Origin of the sequence: Vibrio sp. NFR, from assembly GCF_027587095.1 — a bacterium.
Taxonomy (GTDB): Bacteria; Pseudomonadota; Gammaproteobacteria; order Enterobacterales; family Vibrionaceae; genus Vibrio; species Vibrio harveyi.
In genome coordinates this window covers 123423-144235 of sequence record NZ_JAPPTN010000007.1, presented here as the reverse complement: position 1 = coordinate 144235, position 20813 = coordinate 123423, and the positions used below count along the sequence as shown (strand labels likewise).

The 20813-nt window shown below is 44.6% G+C and carries 19 protein-coding genes; 8 read left to right on the top strand and 11 right to left on the bottom strand.

The features are described 5' to 3' along the window. Window positions 1-352 precede the first annotated feature (352 nt). From OH463_RS15095 to OH463_RS15080, 4 genes are all read right to left on the bottom strand, one after another. The gene (locus tag OH463_RS15095) at window positions 353-2449 is read right to left on the bottom strand and encodes a methyl-accepting chemotaxis protein (protein WP_005444986.1); all 2097 of its coding nucleotides are present in this window, start codon (window positions 2447-2449) and stop codon (window positions 353-355) included. Between the two features lie 382 nt (window positions 2450-2831). Then, window positions 2832-3224, bottom strand: coding sequence for a GtrA family protein (locus OH463_RS15090; RefSeq protein ID WP_047516486.1), 393 nt, complete (start codon window positions 3222-3224; stop codon window positions 2832-2834). A gap of 237 nt (window positions 3225-3461) precedes the next feature. Next, window positions 3462-4931 carry an ArnT family glycosyltransferase gene (locus OH463_RS15085; RefSeq protein WP_005444982.1) on the bottom strand — a complete coding sequence of 490 codons (1470 nt, stop codon included), beginning with the start codon at window positions 4929-4931 and terminating at the stop codon, window positions 3462-3464. Between the two features lie 2 nt (window positions 4932-4933). Beyond that, window positions 4934-5974 (bottom strand): glycosyltransferase family 2 protein, encoded by a 1041-nt coding sequence (locus tag OH463_RS15080; protein WP_005444975.1) that lies wholly within the window; start codon window positions 5972-5974, stop codon window positions 4934-4936. A 152-nt stretch (window positions 5975-6126) separates the two neighbouring features. Here OH463_RS15080 and OH463_RS15075 point away from each other — a divergent pair, with 152 nt between their 5' ends. Both OH463_RS15075 and OH463_RS15070 read left to right on the top strand, forming a co-directional pair. Further along, complete coding sequence (locus tag OH463_RS15075; protein ID WP_005444974.1) at window positions 6127-6804, top strand: response regulator transcription factor; 678 nt, start codon at window positions 6127-6129, stop codon at window positions 6802-6804. Further along, window positions 6801-8087 carry a sensor histidine kinase gene (locus OH463_RS15070; RefSeq protein ID WP_009698434.1) on the top strand — a complete coding sequence of 429 codons (1287 nt, stop codon included), beginning with the start codon at window positions 6801-6803 and terminating at the stop codon, window positions 8085-8087. The genes OH463_RS15075 and OH463_RS15070 overlap by 4 nt, the downstream gene beginning before the upstream one ends. 99 nt (window positions 8088-8186) lie before the next feature. Here OH463_RS15070 and OH463_RS15065 read toward each other — a convergent pair whose 3' ends face one another. Beyond that, entirely contained in the window at window positions 8187-9440 is a 1254-nt protein-coding gene (locus OH463_RS15065) for a leucine-rich repeat-containing protein kinase family protein (protein ID WP_196347909.1), read from the bottom strand. A 232-nt stretch (window positions 9441-9672) separates the two neighbouring features. On the opposite strand from OH463_RS15065, the gene OH463_RS15060 reads away from it, so the two are divergent. Then, entirely contained in the window at window positions 9673-10569 is an 897-nt protein-coding gene (locus tag OH463_RS15060) for a 1-aminocyclopropane-1-carboxylate deaminase/D-cysteine desulfhydrase (RefSeq protein WP_005444968.1), read from the top strand. An 11-nt stretch (window positions 10570-10580) separates the two neighbouring features. On the opposite strand, the gene OH463_RS15055 is transcribed toward OH463_RS15060, so the two are convergent. After that, window positions 10581-11123: an isochorismatase family protein gene (locus OH463_RS15055; RefSeq protein ID WP_005444966.1), complete on the bottom strand. Its 543-nt coding sequence runs from the start codon at window positions 11121-11123 to the stop codon at window positions 10581-10583. Between the two features lie 211 nt (window positions 11124-11334). Further along, a complete protein-coding gene (locus OH463_RS15050) occupies window positions 11335-12195 on the bottom strand; it encodes a LysR family transcriptional regulator (RefSeq protein ID WP_005444964.1) in 861 nt (286 codons plus the stop codon). 114 nt (window positions 12196-12309) lie between these two features. Here OH463_RS15050 and OH463_RS15045 point away from each other — a divergent pair, with 114 nt between their 5' ends. Continuing rightward, the gene (locus OH463_RS15045) at window positions 12310-13374 is read left to right on the top strand and encodes an HlyD family secretion protein (RefSeq protein WP_005444962.1); all 1065 of its coding nucleotides are present in this window, start codon (window positions 12310-12312) and stop codon (window positions 13372-13374) included. A gap of 9 nt (window positions 13375-13383) precedes the next feature. After that, window positions 13384-14403, top strand: coding sequence for a DUF2955 domain-containing protein (locus tag OH463_RS15040; RefSeq protein ID WP_005444960.1), 1020 nt, complete (start codon window positions 13384-13386; stop codon window positions 14401-14403). A 95-nt stretch (window positions 14404-14498) separates the two neighbouring features. Here OH463_RS15040 and OH463_RS15035 read toward each other — a convergent pair whose 3' ends face one another. Continuing rightward, complete coding sequence (locus tag OH463_RS15035) at window positions 14499-14972, bottom strand: MarR family winged helix-turn-helix transcriptional regulator (protein ID WP_009699875.1); 474 nt, start codon at window positions 14970-14972, stop codon at window positions 14499-14501. A 41-nt stretch (window positions 14973-15013) separates the two neighbouring features. After that, window positions 15014-15199 carry a hypothetical protein gene (locus tag OH463_RS15030; RefSeq protein WP_226982064.1) on the bottom strand — a complete coding sequence of 62 codons (186 nt, stop codon included), beginning with the start codon at window positions 15197-15199 and terminating at the stop codon, window positions 15014-15016. A gap of 183 nt (window positions 15200-15382) precedes the next feature. Between OH463_RS15030 and OH463_RS15025 the strand changes: the two genes are divergently transcribed. Next, a complete protein-coding gene (locus tag OH463_RS15025) occupies window positions 15383-16276 on the top strand; it encodes a DMT family transporter (protein WP_269991537.1) in 894 nt (297 codons plus the stop codon). Between the two features lie 87 nt (window positions 16277-16363). Here OH463_RS15025 and OH463_RS15020 read toward each other — a convergent pair whose 3' ends face one another. Together OH463_RS15020 and OH463_RS15015 are read right to left on the bottom strand one after the other, a co-directional pair. Next, entirely contained in the window at window positions 16364-17392 is a 1029-nt protein-coding gene (locus OH463_RS15020) for a methionine synthase (RefSeq protein WP_005444948.1), read from the bottom strand. 28 nt (window positions 17393-17420) lie between these two features. Further along, window positions 17421-18395, bottom strand: coding sequence for a DUF1852 domain-containing protein (locus OH463_RS15015; RefSeq protein WP_050907086.1), 975 nt, complete (start codon window positions 18393-18395; stop codon window positions 17421-17423). Between the two features lie 378 nt (window positions 18396-18773). Here OH463_RS15015 and ati1 point away from each other — a divergent pair, with 378 nt between their 5' ends. Both ati1 and ati2 read left to right on the top strand, forming a co-directional pair. Then, window positions 18774-19223 (top strand): Ati1 family type III secretion system chaperone, encoded by a 450-nt coding sequence (gene ati1 / locus OH463_RS15010; RefSeq protein WP_005444944.1) that lies wholly within the window; start codon window positions 18774-18776, stop codon window positions 19221-19223. 42 nt (window positions 19224-19265) lie between these two features. Beyond that, the gene (ati2, locus tag OH463_RS15005; protein WP_005444942.1) at window positions 19266-20753 is read left to right on the top strand and encodes a T3SS effector inositol phosphatase Ati2; all 1488 of its coding nucleotides are present in this window, start codon (window positions 19266-19268) and stop codon (window positions 20751-20753) included. The last annotated feature ends 60 nt before the right edge of the window (window positions 20754-20813 follow it).

Sequence of the window (20813 nt, the reverse complement as noted above, 5' to 3'; positions counted from 1 at the left end):
ATTTTTGGACACTTTAATGATCTAGAACAAGTTCTAAAATTCAGTAAAAACCACATACGGTAAATTCTCATTCGACATGCAAGTTGATTTATAAAATCAACTTCAATCAAAACGCTCAAACCACGACACAAGATGAATAAAATTTCATCTCACATACCCAATTTGTATATCTAAGTCACCTTGAGATATGTGGGCGTACAATCGACTTGTTTCCATTCCATACCTATAAGACGAATCTGAATTTAAAAAGACGCAGATACAGAAGAAAAAATTGGACAGGTTATTTAGGACATAAAAAAACCGAGCGCTCGATGCGCTCGGTTCGATAAAACTATAGGGTAGTAAAAACAAACTAGGAAAGCTTGAATTTACTGAGTTCTCCGTGAAGATCGCCAGCTTTGACCGTCAACTCGTTACTGATTTCAACCGATGATGTCATGGTGTCCATCACCTCTACCGCCGTATCGTTGATGATCACAACATTGCGGTTGATCTCTTCTGACACGGAACTTTGCTCTTCTGCTGCAGAAGCAATCTGATTGTTCATGTCATTGATGACTTCAATCGCTTGGTTGATTTCAGACAGAGCCAAATGCGCTGCTTGAGTCTCGCCCTTGGTATCAATGGCTTGTTTCTGACTTTGCTCCATCAACACGACAATAGATTGTGTTTCTTGTTCTAAGCGAGCCAACATAGCGCGGATTTCTTCTGTTGAACCTTGAGTACGATTTGCTAGATTTCGAACTTCATCCGCTACTACTGCAAAACCTCGACCCGCTTCACCTGCACGTGCCGCCTCAATCGCTGCATTCAGTGCCAACAGGTTGGTTTGTTCAGCAATACCACCAATCTCACTCAAAATACCCTGAATCGCGGTACTAGAATCGACCAAGTTTTGCGTTTGCTGCTGTGCATCGTTGACTTGCATCGCTAAATTGTCGACCGCACTCGCCGCATTGTCCATGCGTGTCATGCCATTTAGGCTGTTGCTTTGCACTTGGCTTGCTGCAGCAGCCGCTTGAACCGCAGAGTTTGCAACTTCTTGCGCGGTTGCACTCATCTCATTGATTGCAGTTGCCAGTGAATTCACTTCATTCACCTGCGCGTTGAGTTGATCACGAGATGCCGCTGCTCGCGTTTGACCTTCTGTGGCGTTCTTATCTACCTGATCTGCCGTGCTCATTACCGTCAACAACATTTCTTGCATACGGGATAAGAAAGTATTGAACCAGTGGGCAAGCTGCGCTGTTTCATCTTTGCCTTTCACTTCAATGCGGTAGGTCAGATCGCCTTCGCCTTGTGCCGCATCTTTAAAGCGCTCGACTAAGTTATTGAGCACTTTACCTAAAGAGCTGGCAATAAACGCCATAGCAGCAATACCTAAAAGAGCAGCGATGATCCCCGCCCACACACCTTTTTCAAGCGCTTTTGTATTCTGCTCATCACTCCATTGTTGGTAGGTGTCGACGCTTTTTGTAAGATAGTTGCTGGGAACTGACACCATGACTACCCACGGAGCATCACTCGTTTCAATTGACGTAATCGCATATTCGTCACCACCAAAAGTAACGAGACCAGCGCCTTTTTCTTTCGCGATCGACTGAATGTTTGCCCACTGTGCTGCAAGCTCAGAAGACACCTTCTTGCCTACCATTTCTGCATCACGACTGTTTGCCAATGTAATGCCTTTCCATGATGTGATAAGGATTTTTCCTTGTCCTTCAAACAGGTCTCGTGCAAACAACTCACTCTGACTTTGCAGCTCGTGTAGCGAGAGATCAAAACCGAGTGAGCCAATGATTTTACCATCCTGCTTAATTGGCTGACTGATGGTAGTGATCAACTCTTGTTTACCACGAACTGGATAAAAGTACGGCTCCATTACGAAAGTTTTGCCTGTTTCGTAAGGCATTAAGTGCCAATCGTCTTTACGCTCACCGTTGTTGTTTAACTCCGTATTACTAAAGCTCTCCATTGCGACAGCGTCAAAGCTATTCTTATCGTTTGGAGAGAAGAAAGGTGCGAGATAGCCTTGGCTGTTAAAGCCGATTTCAGGACTAAAAGTCGTTTGCTGTGACCATGTTTTGTCTTGCCAAACCATATAACCAGCAAATACGGCTTTGTTTTGTGCTTCTAATGCGGCAGTAAACTGTTTAACAATAAGATCTGCGCTCGCATCTGTCTCTGCACTTAGCTCAATAATCGAACGTACTTGTTTAAGGTTTGCCAACACAGGATCGAGTTGGTTGGCTACATTCAAACCTTGCTGAATTGCGGTATTTTGCAAGTCGGTGTTGGTCGCATCTGTTAACTGCGTTTTGACCTTCTCGTTCACTTGTTTGTTTACATCGGTAAATGCGTTTGTGGTCATTCCCATGGCAATAAGCAAAGTGAAAGCCATCGCTCCACCAGCGCTGACCGCAATTCGCGTTCGTATACTGTTAAACATAGAAACCTCTGTAACTAAAAATAAGTTGGCGTTAGTTTTTGAAATATCGTGGATTTTAAACAACAGAAGTGAACAGGAGGCGCCAAGACATGAACAGAAAAAGAACAGAAAGATCAATTTTATTAACAGAATTAACTGGCGAGGGGATTTTATATTTAAAGGTAATGAGCTGCACAATAAATAAAGTGATTAAGTTGATAGTATAACTCTTTGTATTTACGGAACTTAAACCTTACAAAAAAGATGGCTTTTATATGAAAGTAATCAAATATTAAAGTAGAGGTATGCTTACGAGTCGATTAATCATTTCGTGATTTAGATCACATTTAATTTTCCTCATCTTTTTGTTTTCACTGCAATTATTATCTGGATAACCAAGCCATTATTCGCTCGATTGTTGGAACACCCAGTGCATACTCAGCAAGTAATTGCTCACCATACCCGCCAAAATTCCCATCACTAAAGCAATGTAAACTGTTGTCCCTTGTGTACCCAATAAGAGTGTGGTGACTTTGAAAACGGCAAAGTTTGGTAATGCGCTGATGCTTGCGCTAAGCATAAACTTTTGCCATTGGTTAAATGCTCTATCCTTTGTTGATTGCGAAAACGTCAAACATCGATTGCCCAACCATGTTGTGGTCGCAGCAACGCAAAATGCCAGCCCTCGAGCCATCATTAATTCGACCCCAGCCCATTGAAATAAAACCATAAAAATGAGGGTATCGACGATGAAGCCGACACCACCCACCATAGCAAATGTCAATAATCTACTCATCACGTTACCCTATACCCAAGTGACTTCAAGATGCAGAATTCAGAGCGTTGTCATTGATTCGAGAGCAAGGAAAACAACGCTGTGTAATAGCCAGCTCTTCCCTAGTTGTTTGACGCGACCATTTGTTTGACTAAAAAAGCGAGTCAAAGACACGCTCCCAAAGGGCGCTCTTTGCAAATATAAGGGCCTTGGCTTGTATACTTTGTTGCCGATTCTTGATTTCGACCCACTAGACCTTTAAATCGCCGCCGCGTCTACAAACCAAGTCGTTCTCGCTGAACCTAGCATCTCGAGGTTATTTGGGTATATAACGCAGGTATAGAGCGTGCGCTTTGACTTAGCAGTAAACTCATTAGTACAGCTCAAGGCGTTATCATGGATCAACTTGTCAACTTGTCGTTCTTTACCAATGAGGTAGAACTTATTTAGTTGATTGAGCTCTGTTACATCTTCCAGTTTTTTCGCTTGTCCTTGGCTATAAAATTGACCAGAGAACGGACGTTTCCCAATGTAAAAAACAGGTGCATTGTCGGTGATCTCTGCAAATAGAATACGATCACTTCGGCTGTCTGCTTTGCCCATGTTTAAGACCAACATAGCGATCATAAGCAGCACAGGTAACACTGCTGCCGTGCCAGTAAGCCACTTAAAGTCATATTTATCCACTAACATTGCAATCAGGATACCTAATGCAGGAACACCTGGTAGCACGTAGGCCGGCAAAATGTTCCCTGCCATAGTGAACAAAACCATTGGCGAGATCAGCCAACACATTAAGAAACTGAACAAGCCTTGATGATCCGTTTCTATTGATTTGATTGTGTGTCGGCGCTTCCACACCAGAACAGGCAACACGAGCGACCATGGCGCAGCCGATTGCAGCCAGAATAGCCAAATCATGCCACGTGGTTGGTCATGAGCAGAACCATATAGGTCCCCTTCCCATCCACTTACGACAAAGCGTTTAAAGTGCTCACCAACAATGAAATAATCAATGAACCCCGGCGTCGCCATCTCCGCCATGATGTACCAAGGCAGTGCGATCGCCAACATCAACGCTAAGCCTGAAATCAATGGAAAACGCTGCCACAAGGCTTTAAAAGCACCAAAAAAACCATGCTGAATAACCAGCCAAGGAAAGACAGCAATCCCCATGATAACAATCGCAACCGGACCTTTTGCGAGTAACCCACACGCCAGACCGAAGAACCCCAGATAGCCCCAAAGTTGGCTATGTTTGTCTTTTCCGAGCCAACAATAATAAAAGCCAAACATAGCCATTGTCATAGCTAACGTGAGTGCCATATCCGTCATCACCGCGCCCGCTGCAATCGAGAAAATGCCACATGTTGCCAACACTAACGATGCGACAAGCGCACTAAAACCAGCACGGTGCGCCATGGCTGCAACAAAAATAATAGTCGCGACACCCGCTAACCAATGAGGTGCGCGCACCGCAAACTCATTTAGCCCAAATAACTCAATGCCATACGCACTCATCCAAGTAAACAGAGGTGGCTTACCCCAAAATGGCACGCCGTAATCAAATTGTGGGGTGAGCCAATTACCTGTCTCCACCATCAAACGCGCCATTTCGCCATAGCGAGCTTCTGTCGTGTCCATAAGTGGATACGTAGCCAAAGAAATAAGGCGAAGTAACAACGCGAACGCCAACAACAGCCATAGGTGGGTTTTATTAATACTCATGACTACGCAGATTCTCCAAATTTAAACTTCATAGCTTGGATGGTTTGATGTTTTGCTGGTCGCTCGAAAACAGACTGGATAAGGTAAAGAGGTCGTTGCTTGGTTTCGATGAAAATGCGCCCGATGTATTCACCAAGCAACCCGATAGAGAGCAATTGGACACCACCAAGTGCGAGTTGAACCACCATCATGGATGGATAGCCGGAAACTGGCTCTCCAAATACGACCGTTTTCATCACAATGAATGCGCCGTAGATAAATGCACTGAACGCAACTAACGCACCTGCAAGCGTTGCTAGGCGTAAAGGACGGATAGAAAAGGAAGTGATACCGTCCATCGCGAGTCCGATCAGCTTGAGGTAATTCCATTTGGTTTCACCGCAAAAGCGAGCATCACGTTCAAACGGCACCGTAACTTGCTTAAATCCAGGCCAAGAAAAAATGCCCTTCATATAGCGATTGCGTTCTGGCAGAGCATTGATGTGTTTGACAACGTTGGCGCTTAATAAGCGAAAGTCTCCAACATTTTCCGGAACATCAAGCTTCGCCATACTGTTTAAGACTTTGTAAAAGCACGCCGCTGAAAAGCGCTTAAACCATGTCTCGCCATGGCGTTCGCTGCGCTGCATGTTGACCACGTCGTAACCTTCACGCCACTTAGATAGCATCTTTGGAATAAGCTCTGGTGGATCTTGTAGGTCGGCATCAATCACGATCACAGCTTCGCCATGACAATGCTCAAGACCAGCACTCATCGCCGATTCCTTACCAAAGTTACGGCTAAGTGCTAGACAGCGAACGTCGCTAGAAGATTGAGAAAAGTTTTGAGCAATCATTAAACTGTCGTCTTTGCTACCGTCATCGACATACACGATTTCACATCGTTCAGGTATGTCATCCAATACTGCTGTGAGACGACGATGGAATTCTGGCAAGACTTCTTGCTCGTTAAAGAATGGCACCACAACAGACAAGACTGTTTTAGGCTCAGCGTGTTGGCTCACCTTTGAAAAGGTTGCGGCGTGAATGTTGAAGGTTGACATGCTACTCTTCCACTAAATCCAATGAATGGATGCAGTCTACAAGTCGCCATGTGAAAGAGATGTTGTTGACATCTTTTTCACGCCCTTAGTGCATAATGTTCTGTTAAGAAAAGTCCCTAATTTCCAAAACCTGCCAAATTGGAGAGAAATACATGAAACGCGTACTTTTGGTCGAAGACAATCGAGAAATTGCAGGCATGCTGTTCGACTATTTTGAGTGTGCGGGTATGGAACTCGATTACGCTGACAATGGCGAGCTTGGTCTGAAATTAGCGATGGAAAATACCTTCGATATTATTCTGCTTGATCTAATGCTACCTCGCATGGATGGCTTGACTGTGTGCAATAAATTACGCGAAGCAGGCAACAATACGCCTGTATTGATGCTCACCGCGCTCGACAGTCGAGACGACATGTTAAAAGGTTTCAACCACGGTGCGGATGACTATCTGACAAAACCTTTCGATCTAGACATATTGGAAGCACGCATGACCGCTTTGATTCGCCGTTATCGTGGTACGGTCGCGTCTTGCAAGTTAACCTATGGTGAAGTCTCAATCGATCAGAAAACCCGTAAAGCGTATCGCCAAGATAAGCTTCTCGCCCTCAATCCGACCACTTATACAATTTTGGAAATGTTGGTGAAGAACGCACCAGATGTCGTCACTCGCGAAGACATTGCATTTCGTCTATGGCAAGAGAACGAGCCGAACAACGACGTACTGCGCAGCCATATCTACCAACTGCGAAACCAAGTTGATAAGCCGTTCGAACGACATGTGCTCATTACGGTTCCAAAAGTTGGCTTCCGCTTGGAGACAGGTGCATGATCAACCGCTTACTTGCCAGTACGCAAAGCACACAAAGTATGACAGGGCGACTCGCTCTGTTTTTTTCTTTCGTTTCTGTCGTTATCGGTATTTTCTGCTTTGCACTCATCACTGGTGCTCTTTTATGGTCAGAAGATCGTGTCGGCGAGCGCCGGATCATGATCGATAAAAAAGAGGCGATCGAACACTTTCAATCTCATCCAAATGCAGGCGTTATACAATTAGACCTATTGACCACCGCCTACAACGACATTGCCTTAGTACCTGCCCCATTTCAGAAGTATTTAATAGGTAAAAAACATTTTTTGGATGAAGTCGGGGATGAGCCAAGTTCAAGAATGATTTATATGAGCACCTACACCAGTAAAGGTGTAGAGCATCCAGTAATCCTCGTATCCCTGATTGATGAAATCGAAATTACCACCGAAGAGTTCATCATGGTGGTTGCTATGGTGCTGTCTATCGTCGCAATCTTGGTGTTCTTGTTTGGTAGCTTGTTACTGCGGTTATCACAACGCTTGATCGAGCCTGTTAACGCCCTAAAAACGCAACTTGACCAACACCAAGGTGATCCAACCCAAACCTTTAGTGTGCCGGAAAGTTCGGCAAAAGAGTTTCAAACCTTAGCGGATGAGCTTAATGAGTATCGCCGTAAGATCAATCAAGTCATCAAGCGGGAGCAAGCTTTTGCGCGTTACGCAAGCCATGAACTACGCACACCATTGACGGTAATGAAAGGCTCAAGCAGTTTATTGGCTAGAAGCGCCAGTACGGATTTTCAAACGCGACAGGTTCATCGTATTCAAGATGCAACGCAACAAATGTCGACGATGGTGGACGCTCTACTCGGCTTAGTGCGATATGAACGAAATACAGATGACTCACCCGTACGAAGCATTAGCGAAGAAGAGCTCACACAAATTATTGCGCAAAGTCAGGCGCAAGCGGATGAGAAAGCACTCAGTTTTGATGTGCAGATAGACGGTAACCCCAAAACGCGTGCTACCAATGCGGTCTTGACCATCATTCTTGGTAACTTGATTCGAAATGGCATTGCGGCAACGCCATATGGGGCGATCCATATTGGCATGAACGAGGATACCATTTGGGTTCGTGATGAAGGGGAAGGTTTTTCCAGTATCCCTCATTCAGAAGGGCATGGGTTGGGTTTAATGATTGTGGATGACCTGTGTCACCGCTACGGCTGGCAATTTGACATCGGAACTCACCCAGACGGTGGGTGCGAAGCCGTTATAAATCTTGCATTGGAACATCAAACCTAGCCAAGTGCATTCAACCCTCAGACCAAGGCACCGACTTTGCACTATCGTCTGATGACGACTCCTGTGCGTCGATGCCTTTCGAGTCCAAGCGTTGTAGAGTTAGGCGTTGTATAGCAATGCCGCTAGCGTACTCAATCGCTGATGCTTCTCAGAGCCTACCTCAGACGCGTCACCGACAGAAAGTAAATCTTCGATAAAGCACGCCAATGCCCTCGCCTCGATTGCTCTGATGGCTGCTTGCTGCTCGCCCGATAAATATCCGTAAATGCTCGCCGCGCCAAAGTCACCAAAAATCATCTGCCCTTGCGCGTTAACCAATGTGTTGTGAGCGTATAGATCACCATGACACACCTTGTTGTCATGCAGATGATTAAACACATCTACCATCTGCTCTACAATCAGTTCAATTTGAGTCATCGTCAACTTGAACCCTTCTGGGAAGGTGTCTCTAGTACAAGTTTCAAGAGTTGGTGGCAAACCCAAGTTGTAGTAGCTGTTTGGTATCAGCTCCATCACTAGAGCAAGCTCAGTACCGTCATCCACTTGCGCGATAGATTTGACCAAGTTGTCATGATGACCAGCTTGTAAACATGCTTCAAGTTCATCATGAGGGAAACCATCACTGGTGACCTCGCCCTTGAACACTTTCACCGCCACTTCACTCGGGAAGTCATATTGAGCGTCAGTCCAGTTCGCGTGAGAAATCACACCACTCGCACCTTGACCAAGAACATGGTTAAGCGAGTAACTGCTTGTGGTCACTTTAGGCACACTGTCTAGCGAAGATGGATGCTTGCAGAATGGGTTACCTGCGAAAGCCAACCACGCCAACTTAGGCAGCTTCATCAATACATCCGGGAAGTACTCTAACTGGTTCGCAGATAAACGAATCAATTCCAAGTTGACCAAGTTTTCCATGCTGTTTGGCAGTTGCTTGATGCGATTGCCCGCCAGAGCAAGCTTTCTTAGGCGCGACCTTTCACCCAGACTGTTTGGAAGAACTTCAATCTCATTGTCTGTCAGGATCAGCCAGCGTAACTGAGTTGGTAGTGACGCTTCACTTACCTCTTTAATTTTGTTGGTTTTAAACCCAACCATCTCTAGGCTTGGAAGCTTTCCCAACACCTCTGGTAAATGCGTGAACAGGTTGTTCGAAGCAAAAATGATTTTTAGCTTGCTAAGCTTTTCTAATTCTTGTGGTAATTCAGACAGTGCATTGCCAGATAAATCTAATACTTCAAGCGTGTCTGCAAGCTCTAAAATTTCCATAGGAAACTCTGTCAGCCCTTCCGCCAACTTTAGTTGTTTAATTCCTACTAATTGTCCTGTTTTTAATTGTTCTAGAGTCTGCAAAACCAAGCCTTCTGATTGAATCGAAATAAGCGGCGTAGTTTACGTGGCTTGAGGCAGAAAGGCGAGCCATGGAATATCGTCTTATTAAAGAAACCCATTGTGCTTATGATAGAGCATCAGGAATAACCGAATCTGATGCTCTGAACCCAGACTTTTTATCTGGGTTTAATGGCGTTACACTACGCGCCCTTTTTAACGGCAAGGTCGCGTGGTTGGACACGTCAGCAGTAGCATGAAACTCTCTGAAAGCCCGATAACTCAACATAACTTTAATGGTCACACGTTTTTTCTTAAGCGTGATGACATGCTGCATTCTCACTTTTCTGGGAACAAAGCACGTAAATTTATGGCGTTGATGGAAACACAGAACAGCGATACCAAAACGCTCATCAGCTACGGCTCAGCTCAATCCAATGCGATGTATTCTCTTGCCGCTCTGGCGCAAATCAAAGGCTGGAACTTCGAGTTCTATGTTCAACATATTCCGTCTTGGCTTAAAGACTCCCCTATCGGCAACTATCGAGGTGCGCTTGATTTAGGTATGAGCATCACCGCGATGCAAGACCTTGGTTCAACACTGCATCCAACCGAATACATCGAGCAAGTACGAGGCTTGGACGATACGACCTTGGTCGTCCCGGAAGGTGGTAAAGCGAAGATTGCCGAAGCTGGGGTAAAACAACTAGCGAGAGAGCTGCTTGATTGGACACGCCTTGAAGGCAGAAAACAGTTTGTAGTGGCGCTGCCATCGGGAACCGGAACCACCGCACTGTACTTAAGTAAACACTTAAAACCTCATGGAATCGAGGTCGTGACCTGTGCTTGTGTGGGTGATGCGCACTACCTCACTGAGCAATTCAACACGCTAGAAACCGAAAATCACCCTACTATTCTCTCAGTACGCGATAAACATCATTTCGGTCGTTTATACCAAAGTGATTACGAGACGTGGAATGCGCTCTACGATCAAACCAACCTAGAATTCGATCTACTGTATGACCCTTACATGTGGCAATGCCTACAGCCGTGGTTGGCAGAGAATGAAGATAAGACGCTGATTTATATCCACCAAGGTGGGTTACTTGGCAACGAATCGATGTTGCCAAGGTATCAACGAGAATTTGAATAAACGAAGTAGCGTTACTTAATAAGCGCTAGGATAGATTTGAACTCTGGCGCTCTGCAATCTTCTACCATTTCATACAAGCACATCTCTACGCTCGTCAGGCCGACTCCGTTTGCGGTTAACTTTGCTAGTGCCAGTGCTTTGTTTGCCGCTGTTCGCGAAGAGACACAATCGGTCACTAGCTCCACTTTGAAGCCCATTTGACGCAGCGATACCGCCGTTTGATATACGCAAATATGCGCTTCGATACCACAAACTAACCACGTATCAATATTGGCGTTTTCTACTGCAAGTTTGAATGTTGGTTCTTTCACACCATCAAAAGTGTACTTTGCGATCGGCAAGTGCGCCTTATCCAACACCTCTCGGATCGGTTCTACTGTTGGTCCCAAACGTTCCGGATTTTGCTCAAGCCAAACAATCGGTAAATTCAGAGCTTTCGCGCCTTTGACTAATTTGGTGGTGCTTTCAATCAAGGCTTCACTTTCGTGCATCAAGGTTGCGAGTTTACCTTGTACATCGACAACAATAAGACCAGTTGTATTTTTCGATAGCATTCTTATCTCCTTTGCGGGCTTGAAGCGCCTTTCTTTGTTGCTCCAAGCTTTCGAACATAATCAATGTATACCCAAGTAACCTCGAAATGCTAGGTTCAGCGAGAATGACTTGGTTTGTAGACGCGGCGGCGATTTAAAGATCTAGTCATTCTAAATCAAGAATCGGTATCTCCGCCGTCAAGCAAAGTGACAAAGTGACTGTCTGCTCACGCTATTTGAATTTTTCTCTAAACAAATCAATCAATGCCTTTACCTTATTGGGTAAGAACAAATTAGAAGGATAAATCAGTGTCAAATGCTGCTTAGGGTGGGTAAATTCCGGCAAAACCTCGACCAGCTTACCGTCCTCCAGCGCTGGCTTTGAATGCACCTGTGGAATAAAGGCGATGCCATTACCAGCAATCGCCATTAGACGTAGCAAATTTAAATCGTCCGATCTCACAGCGACATGAAGTTCAGGGTCTAACAAATCGGCGTTGTAGCGATTTGTTAGCAAACGGTGATGCTTTAAATCTTCCATACTTTGCAGCGGTGGATGCGCTTCAAGGTAAGCTTGAGATGCAACGAAGTGGCTACGATATGGCAACAAGCTGAATTGAACGTAACTGTCATCAGACACTTTGGCCACACTCGGTAGGAGTTGTAGATCGAACGCTTGGCGCTTGAGATCCACACTCTCTTGATGGTTTTCAATCTCAACCGACATCTCAGGATAACGCGTGGTGTACTCGTTTATAATCCAGTTAAATGCTGCCGAGCTCATCAAGGCGGATGGAATCGCGACACGCACTTTCCCCGTCAACTCTTGTTGATATTCATGCATGACATTCAAGCCTTGCTGAATATGTTCTATCGGTTGCCCAACCAATTCAAACAAACGCTTACCATGTTCGGTTAACTCTATCGTTCGTGTTGTACGGATCAATAATGGGCAGCCTAAGGCTTTCTCTAATTCCTGCAAGCGACGGCTTACTTTTGAGCGCTGCAATTGATTTGCCTGCGCTGCCGCGCTAATGCCACCGTGCACCACGGTTTGGCTAAACAAGTGAAGATCATCAAAGCTTACGTTCATTGTCCTACTTTTAGGTCGCTCATGCACTTATTGCCATTCTACTGAACTGTGACTAACTTCTCTATAATCCTTTGTCTTATTTGCTTGTTAGCCCCATAAATTCAGGTATCAGTTATGACAGCGGATCATAAATTCAAACACTGGATGCGAACACTTATTGTCCTGTTCATTGTACTATTTTTCTACATTATTATTGCCGACCGCCACGCACCTATCACCACCGAAGGTCGAGTGCAGGGTTATGTGGTGCAAGTTGCACCTGAAGTCTCAGGAAAAGTGACCGACGTACTGATTGAAAATAACCAGTCAGTTCACCAAGGTGATGTCCTATTCAAGATTGACGATAGAAAATACAAGATTGCTCTAGAGCAAGCCAAACTGTCTCTACAATCGGCATATGAAAAAGAAGCGACCCTTTACTCTCAACGTGAAGCTGCGCAAGCAAACATTGCGCGCGCCGAAGCGACTTATAACAACGCTCATCGTGAGTACACACGATTACAAAAGCTGTCTAAACAAAAGGTGATTTCACAATCCACGCTAGACAACGCTTACGCGCAAAACCAAGTCTCTCGCGCGGCACTTAAAGCCGAACAACAAAACCTGAAAGTGATTGAAGCGCAACTGGGGGATAAAAAAGGGCAAAGCACTGCGGTACGTATTGCCCAGAATGGCATTGAAAAAGCCCAGCTCGATCTTGCCAATACGGCAGTCATGGCACCAAGCGACGGCGTTGTAACGAACTTACAGTTAGAAGTAGGTACCATGGCAAACACTAATATGCCAATGCTGACATTTGTCCCAACTGGTTCTATGTGGGTTGCAGCAGATTTTCGAGAAAAATCCGTCGCAGGAGTTGATAAAAACTATCACGCAATGGTGGCGTTCGATGCCAATCCAGGCTCAGTATACGATTTCGATTTATCCAGCCGTGATTATGGTGTCGCTGCGGCGCAACAAACGCCGAACGGTGCACTGACCAAAGTAGAAGTAAACAATCGCTGGGTACGTGATGCGCAGCGCACTCGCGTTAATTTGACCAGCCAAGAGGCGCTTCCTTCATCGTTATTCGTCGGTTCACGTGCCACCATTGTGCTTTACCCAGACAACAGTCCATTCTGGGAACTGATGGCACAAGCACAGATCCACCTCGCAAGCTGGTTCCACTTTATCTATTAGGTGGCAGTGATGAAGACACTACGTATTTGGTTTGGCTGCTCAATGGGATTGGCATTGAGCATGATCTTTGGTTGGTCTTACGGCTTTTTTGCCATCATGCTGCCATTGTTCGTTCTTGGACGCATGGACCACTTCAGCTTACCCTTAGTTTTGATGGTCTTCTTCTCCGCAATTTGGACCACAGTACAAGCGACCTTTATTCTTGAATACCTTCAGTTTCATCCCTTACTAATGTTTGCTGCGGTGGGCATTATGATGTTGTTTAAGTGCGTTGCAATGATGAACCCAAAGACGTATTTATTTGGCTACATGGGGTTATTGGTTGGCTCGATTGTTCTGAACTTTGCTAGCTACGATTTCATGGATATTGAAGAGTTCAACGTCAATCTTTGGGTGATCTCTTTCAGTAACATCTTCGTTTGTGCTCTCGCTTATTGGTTATTCCCAGAGCCAGAGTCGAAGATCTTGCAAACAGAAATGACCACGCCAGTAAAAAGCGATATCGACTACATCAGCCAAGTTGCTATGGGTTGGGTGGTAGCAATGGCGGCATTTTTGGTGTTCCAAATAGGTGATTTGTACGACTCGCTTTCGGCGCAGGCTTCGATCCTCATCATCCTAACGCCAATGACACTGGCAGGCTCAATGGCCATGGCGAAAATCCGTATCATCGGTACAGCGCTAGGTTGTATCGCGGGTATGGCGGTGCAGTTAATCTTGGGCAGTTGGTTTGGCTACGGTCTGTTGTTTTGGCTGGCGTTTACTATTGCAATGGGACCTTTCTGCTTATGGCTAACGAAAGGTCAGGTCAAAGCAGCTATCGCCTTCTCGGCAATGTCAGCGTTATCTGTACCACTCACCACTTCCTTAGTGCCTGAACAGAAAGACGCATTCTTCTCCATCTTGTACCGTTTTAGTTCGATATTCGTAGCAGTGCTGCTGACCGCCATGGTGATGTGGGTAGTACACCACTGGATTCGCGTGATGTTATTGAAGCATCCTGAGGTGAAGAACGTGGAATTGAATTAAGCCTTGTCTGAGGCGGAAAACGAAGTATGCCGCTCATTTTACTGTGAGCGGCATTCGAGCTTTATATCCCGTAATGCTTAACTAAGGTTACGCGCTTAAGCCTGAAGTGAGCTCATCAAACTCAATAGCGATTGTCGCTGTTCATTGGGAAGTGCTGCAAATAACGTTGCCATTTCACCAAAAAACTCGGGGCCCATTGCGGCAACCAGCGCTAGCCCTTGTTTTGACAACGATATTTTAACTGAGCGCTTATCAACTAAATCATGTTTTCGGACGACAAGCTCTTTTGCTTCTAAGCGCTCCAATCGGTTTGATAGTGCGCCTGAAGATGGCAATAATGTCTGCTCTTTGAGTGCTTTTGCCGTCAGCTCATAAGGCTCGCCAGAACGGTATAATGTCGCTAAAACATCAAACTCCGACGGGTTTAGTCCATGCTTCTTGCAAAAGTGGCTTCTGGCGTCAGAAAGTGAAGTACCAAACCGAACAAACAATGTCACAAGTTCAATAACATTTCCGTCCAACTCTTGGTTTATCGATAGCCACTGTTCTGCAACTTGCTTGCTCGTCATGCTCAAAATAATGAATCCGTGTAATAACGCTCTATACCATTCTACTCTTGCTGCTTATCACCACTGTGCCATACACGGCGATGCTGCTTTTTAAAAACAAGCTTTGCATCGAAGTAGAGAACTTCAAGAATAAGACCGAACGTAAATAGTACCATTACTGAAATTGCGAAAACATCTACGAAAAAGCCTATTAGGGTTTTAATTACTGCTTTTACCAAATCCAACACCTTCATCACCTCTTATTTCACTCATGCTTTTACTCCTTTCTCTTGCCTGACGTCCGCATGATCTGATTTTAGATTCAGCAGATCAGAGAAAAGATCAATTAAGGTGACTTTAACCTTAATTTATGTTTAAGTAAATTATGTTTACTTAAACATAATTTACTTAAAACTGGATCGAGGCAACGCATGAAAATCATCTTGGCAATCTTAGCGCCCTTACTTTGGGGAACGACTTACGCCGTCGTTTCATCAGAGTTTGTGGGTTGGTCACCTTTTGCACTAGCAGTATGGAGAGCCCTACCTGCTGGCTTCATCCTATTGATTTTAAAGCCAACTATGCCCAAGTTATCAGAGCTCCCTGCTCTGCTTTTAATTGGCTTCCTTAATATTGCGTTGTTTTTTGGTTTGTTATTCGCTGCAGCACTGCGACTGCCTAGCACTTTGGTTGGAGTAGGCATGATCGCTTTGCCTGTTGTGAGCTTGGCAATCATGGGGATCGCGCATCAAATCAAACCCTCCATGATCCAATTGATGTCGGCAATGGTGCTATTGGCGTGTTCCACTTATCTATTCTTAACCAGCCGCGCACCCATCAGCCTATCAGCGGTATTACTCTTGGTTGGTGCCATGAGTGCATTGATTGCAGGAAGCGTTGTTGCTAAACACGTGATGAAGAAAATCCATTGGTGGAAGTTACTGACATGGAAGCTCATCTTTGGCGGCATCATTTTATTGCCTCTCGCCTATTGGGATGTTTTTTCGGGGGGAATCATCACGGTTCCTTTATTGCCAGAGAACTTAGAACAATGGCTAGCGATGGGTTGGATTGTCATCGGGTTAACCTCAGTGGCCTACGGAGTTTATGTCTATACCATCCCTTTAATTACCACTAATGAGCTCAGCTTCTTTGGCACCTTTAACCCGATTCTGGCGATGATCTTAGGCGTCACGCTCATGGGAGATTCCCTGACTCACGTACAGATTGGTGTGATGACATTAATGGTCGTCTGCAACTTGATCGCCCAGTTCTTTGAATACAGGAAGAAGCTCCCTACTGAGCAGGAAGTAATCAATTATTAACCTCTGGTGTCGTTAACATTGTGCGTAAAGAAAAAACCAAGCACTCAGTCTTGGTTTTCTCTGTATCCTTAACTATCGATACAAAAATTAGTCAGCAATCTCGTTACGGATGATTTGCGCCCCTAAACTCAGTGCATTCAGCTTTGCAGTTGAAACTTCACGAGGTAAAGGTGCCATGCCACAGTTAGTACAAGGATAGAGTTTATCGGCATCGACATACTTAAGTGCTTCTCGTAGTGTATTTGCTACTTCTTCTGGCGTTTCAATCTCGTTGGTTGCCACATCAATTGCACCAACCATCACTTTCTTGCCACGGATCAGTTCAAGTAGTTCGATAGGCACGCGCGAGTTGTGACACTCAAGCGAGATAATATCGATGTTTGATTTTTGCAGTTTTGGGAACACTTCTTCGTACTGTCGCCATTCAGTGCCTAAAGTTTTCTTCCAATCCGTGTTAGCTTTGATGCCGTAGCCATAACAAATATGCACTGCCGTTTCGCATTTTAGTCCTTCGATAGCGCGCTCTAAGCAAGCAATACCCCAGTCATTCACGTCATCAAAAAAGACGTTAAATGCCGGCTCATCAAATTGGATAATGTCGACACCTGCCGCCTCAAGCTCTTTTGCTTCTTGATTAAGGATCTTGGCAAACTCCCATGCCAATTTTTCACGGCTTCCATAGTGAGCGTCGTAAAGCGTATCGATCATCGTCATTGGTCCCGGCAGCGCCCATTTGATCGGTTGTTTGGTTTGCTGGCGCAAGAACTTCGCATCTTCCACAAACACGGGTTTGGTTCGGCTTACTGGACCTACAACCGTCGGCACGCTCGCATCATAGCGGTTACGGATAGTCACAGTTTTTCGGTTCTCAAAGTCTACGCCACTAAGGTGTTCAATAAATGTCGTCACAAAGTGTTGGCGAGTTTGCTCTCCGTCACTAACAATATCGACGCCTGCTAATTCTTGCTCTTGTAAAGAGACACGCAGCGCATCGCGTTTACCATCAATGAGTTCCTCGCCTTGCAGTTTCCATGGTGACCAAAGCGTTTCAGGCTCTGCAAGCCAAGATGGCTTAGGTAAGCTGCCTGCTGTTGAAGTCGGTAATAGTGTTTTCATCGTCATTCCCTTTCAAATTCTAAATTGATTACGCGTAAGCGGCAGACCATTGCTCAAGGATTGATTTATAAGGTTTAATGAAATGCTCCTCAGCAAATTTCCCTTGTTCAATTGCAAGCTGGCTGCGCTCTTCGCGGTCATAAACGATTTGGGTCAACGAGTGATCGAGGTTCTTCAAATTTGGCTGGTAACACTGCCCTGCTACCGCGTTCGCATTGTAAATCTCTGGTCGATAAATCTTTTGGAACGTCTCCATGGTACTGATGGTACTGATCAGCTCTAGGTTCGAATAGTCATTCAAAAGGTCACCGAAGAAGTAGAACGCCAACGGCGCGACACTGTTTGGCGGCATAAAGTAGCGCACTTGCAATCCCATCTTTTTGAAGTACTGCTCGGTTAGTGACGATTCATTTGGCTGGTATTCAAAGCCTAGAACCGGATGCTGGTTTTCCGTGCGGCGGTACACTTTATTGTCCGATACACTCAAGCAAATCACTGGCGGCTTCTGGAAATGTTGTTGGTACGATTCTGATTTCACAAAGGCTTTAAACAGCTTGCCATGCAGTTCACCAAAACCTGCTGGGATACTGAATTTCGGCTGGTCTTTATTGTGGTCCAACAGTAAAACACTAAAGTCATAGTCACGCACATAAGAAGAGAAGTTGTTGCCCACAATCCCCTCGATACGTTCGTTGGTTTTGCGGTCAACAATGTTGGTTTTAAGCACTTCGATGGAAGGGAATGCTTCACCACTGCCTTGGATATCCATATCAACCGAGATGATTTCTAATTCCACACAATAACGATCGCCAGTCGGGTTATCCCAATGTGCCAATGCATTAAAGCGGTTGTCGATCATTCGTAGTGCATTACGTAGGTTGTCTTGACGACTGCTTCCACGAGCCAAGTTTGCAAAGTTAGTGGTGATACGGGTGCTGTCTGACGGTTGGTAGTTCTCATCAAAACGAATGCTTTTGATAGCAAAGGTGAAATCGTTATTCATGGTGACTTGGTATCCTATTTCCTTAGATAAACGCTGACTGATTACTCGCTCTGTTCTTGGGGATGGTTTTGTTTTTTGATTATCCCAATCGTCAGTTTGTGCAGCGTTCTATCTTGAAGGATTCGGACCAAAAACAGCTGTACAGTGCCTGACACCAGAGCAGTCTGTTTTTTATACTTGCTTCATTGCGTGAAGAATATTGGTATTACTTCACGTTGAACATGAAAGAAATTCATGGCTTAGACAAAACCAGCCAACAAAGCGAATGAAAGTAATTATAAAAACTTACGTCCATACTTAATATCTTGCGATTCCCTCATCTTTATAATTCTTCTCATTCAAATAAGAACCATCAGAAAAATACAGAGAAGGAACACAATGGATATTTATCAAGAAAGTATCAGCTTTTTAGGTAACGGCGCGGATTTTGATGAAAACGGATTATTTCAGTGCGAGTTATCATCGGATACGAATAACCATGATGACGCACTTTTCTTAACCGTATTTAAGAACGAAGCCACCATTAACTTACACATGTCTCTCACCAGCCCTGTGGAGTTACCAACCCCTCTTCCAGAAAAGATTGCCATCGCGATTGGCGAACATGCACTTGAACCTTTCCGTGGTGGTTTTGGTATCGGTCTAATGCCTGATAGCCGAAGATTAACTATCTACAAGGTTATTTCTCTCTCAAACAAACCTCAAGATTATGTGCAGAACACTTTTCAGCAACTGTTAGAAAGAATGGAGCAATGGCACCATTTTATTGAGCAAGCGGATAACGCAGAGACAATCCCAGAAACACTTCCTGCTGGGATCTTTATTTAATCTCTACTGCGAATTCCCCTATTTAAAATACGAGTTTAATGTATGTCTACAATTCAAATTAATAGCCAGCATCGAGGTAATTTAGACCTCGCAGATATTCAAAATATCAAAACTAACGCCAAAGAAGGCGATACCGTTAAATTTGGTTCTGTATTTGGTAAAGAGTACAGCGTAACTAAAAATAGCGATGGTGACGTTACTCTAAAACAAAAAGAGAATCGCAGTTTTTTTAATCGTTTCTTTAGTAAAGCCGATTCTTCAAAAAACGGTGATTTAAAGCTAAATCAGATGAATCAGCAACTGCATAAAAAAGAAGGCAGCGGCAACGTTAAGGTCTTAACTTTGACCTATAACCAAGCAAACCAAAAGATGCCGGAAGACACAAAGAACTACTTCCAGAACCTGATTCAAAAAGGCGACTATGATGTAGTCTTGTTTGCGGAACAAGAGTCTAAATTGCTTGCTAACGATCTTGAGCTTGATGGTATGAACCTTCTGAGTCAAAACAAAATGAAAGTTATGACGAAAGGTCTTGGTGAAGGTGTTAGCTATACTTCAATGTCTGTTTTTGCAAAAGACGGCGTTGATATTAATGTCAAAAAAGAGTCTGAATACCGTCACGGTATCGGTGGTCGAAACATGGAATTCTTCATGGGTATCACTGGTAACAAGGGTGGCGTAAAAACGGCTTTGGAGATCAATGGTCAAGCCTTAAACGTCATTTCTGCACACTTGGACTCTAACAAAGAAGTCAAACGTGAATTCGAAGGTAACAAGTTGATGGAGGGGATCAAACCGAACGAAGAGGTTCTGATCACTGGTGACCTAAATGAGCGTGAAAAGCGTATCGCTGAAGGTTCTGACGTAATGTACGATCCTGTCGCACACGATGATACGCACCTAGCCAAGCACGGTTTTAAGTTCAAACCACTTAATAGCCACACCTACATGCAACTTGATAAGCACACTGGCAACATTAAACAGAAAGAAGGTCGTGACCGTCCTGACTTCGGTGAGCTCGATAATACCGGCTTAACCAACAAAACAGGCAACTTACAAAACCATGAAACCAGTGTTATCACTGAAGGTTTTGAGAATATCAGCGACCATAAGCCAGTACAGTCTACTTTTGAAGTAAGAGGCTTTTCTCAAAAGCTGATTGAAAACGCACAAACACATACAGCAGCAGACTTCAAAAATGAAGCCGCGTACTTAAAGCCTGGTACTGATCCGGCAAAAGCGACGTTTGAAGATGTGACCTCAGCGAACCAAGCTCGTCTTGGTTTAGAAAACTTGAGTAGTGATGAACAAGCGTTTGTAAAAGAGAACTTCGCTAGCTTTATCATCGGCAAAGATGCCATCTTTAGCCAGCTAACAAGTGGCTTTATGGAAGAGATGGGTCAGCTTCACACCGCTAACCTGACCACAGGTCAACTACAGACTCAACAAATTGCATTGAGCGAGAAATACGAACAGCTAAGTGACAAAGTAAACGCTCAGTTTAACCAGCAGTTCGTTGCTAACCTTTAAGACAGACGCAACCAGAATACCTATTTGTGAATCTATCTAGATGAATAGGAGTGATGAATA